At 54.4% G+C, this 1,897-nt stretch carries 1 protein-coding gene; it reads left to right on the forward strand.

Translation table 11 applies throughout. The features are described from left to right. Positions 1-175: 175 nt before the first annotated feature. Complete coding sequence (locus DWW12_RS09640) at positions 176-1,300, forward strand: aminotransferase (protein ID WP_117855830.1); 1,125 nt, start codon at positions 176-178, stop codon at positions 1,298-1,300. The last annotated feature ends 597 nt before the right edge of the window (positions 1,301-1,897 follow it).

Below are 1,897 nucleotides of genomic sequence, written 5' to 3' on the forward strand. Positions count from 1 at the left end.
GCGCTGCATGAGCATGCCCTTCTGGCGCGAGGACCTCTAAGGTTTTCAAAGACCCGTACAGGTCTTACTACAAACATCTAGCTGCCATTAGATGTCTCCCATTGGGGCGGTGCGGATCTTTCGCACCGCCCCATTCATGTTTAATGACGCTAAATGAAGATCAGATAAGGTGGCCATGGATATCAAGACAATCGGTGTTGAGGAATGGCTCAACGTTTGGGAGAAGAGTGCTACCTGGGATATCGCTCAGTCGACGATCTCGTCGCTGACCATGGGCGAGCTTCGCGCACTGGACGAGCAGGACGGCGCCACGTTCTACGAGCGCCTGGATCGCGAGAAGATGAACTACGGCTGGATCGAGGGATCGCCGGAATTTAAGGCCGAGGTCGCCAAGCTGTATCGTCGCGATGTCAATCCCGATCACATTCTGCAGACCAATGGCTGCACGGGCGCCAACCTCAACGCCATCATGGCCGTTGTGGAGCCCGGCGATCACGTGATTGCCGAGTGGCCTACCTATGCGCCGCTCTACGAGATTCCGCGTACGCTGGGTGCCGAGGTCGAGTATTGGGAGCTCCGCGAGGAGCTCGGCTGGAAGCCCGATATCGATGAGCTCAAGCGCTTGGTGCGCCCCAACACCAAGCTCATCTGCATCAATAACGCATCGAACCCCATCGGTACGGTGCTCGATGCCGATACGCTCGGCCAGATTGCCGAGATTGCCCGTTCGGTGGGCGCCTACGTGCTGTGCGACGAGGTGTATCTGCCGCTCGGGAACACCGAGTCCTTTATGTCGATGGCCGACGTGTACGAGAAGGCCATTGTCACCAACTCGGTGTCCAAGACCTATTCGACGCCTGCGGCCCGCGTGGGCTGGGTCGTGGCCAACGAAGAGGTGTCCAACCGCATCCGCACCTATCGTGACTACACCATGATCTGCGGCGGCGTGTTCAACGACGCCCTGGCGACCTACGTGCTCGAGCACAAGGACAAGATTCTCGAGCGCAACCGTAAGATCGTGTTTGGCAACCGCGATATCGCGCAGGCTTGGATCGATACGCAGCATCGCGTTTCCTGGACGGCCCCGCAGGGAATATCCACCTCGTTTATCCAGCTGGATATTCCCGAGGATGACGAGGAATTCTGTAAGCGCCTGTTGGCCGAGAGGGGAGTGCTGCTGGTCCCCGGCAGCCGCTTTGAGCTTCCCTGCGGCGCACGCCTGGGCTACTGCGCGAGCGAAGACGTTCTTCGCGAGGGCCTGAGGCTTTTGGGCGAGGCACTGGCGGAGTTCGATCGCTAGGATTCCGACGATTTTCGAGGGCCTTATCCAAATTGGCCGAAGATAATCGAAAACGGACCCGTTTCCCTAGGGGAAGCGGGTCCGTTTTTCTATACCGAGAAGTCAAGTTGTTACAAATGGGGCCGTAAAGCGAGCCGGTATCCGCTGGGCCTTATACTGAACTTCCGGTGAACGGTACCAAGCGTCTGGTAAACGGTAATATGCATACCAGAAATGAATAGGACAAACTTTTTTCTGAATAAAAATGAAAATGGTTGAGACGCGGTATGAATCGCTAATTCTATTCATAGCTTTATTAGAAATATGCAATTTGAGGGTGGTTCAATAAAGTTAAGTTCCATTTGCTATTTGGTTTGAAAAAGCATTTAAGCACGTAAATAAACTTTATTAAATCAAAGTGTGCCATGCGTGAAGTATATGTGTATGCCGTTCACCCCCTATAAAAAACCGTTCGGGGGCAAGGTGGAAGTATGGGCTGATTTTGGATATAAATATGTCGTCAGCAATAACGCCTCACACGGAGGGGCGCTAACGAATCGGCCCTGACAAGGGCCCGAAAGAAAGGTAGGAGGCCATGACGAAAGGTCTGCACGTGCC

The organism is Collinsella sp. AF14-35 (genome assembly GCF_003464565.1).
Lineage (GTDB): Bacteria > Actinomycetota > Coriobacteriia > Coriobacteriales > Coriobacteriaceae > Collinsella.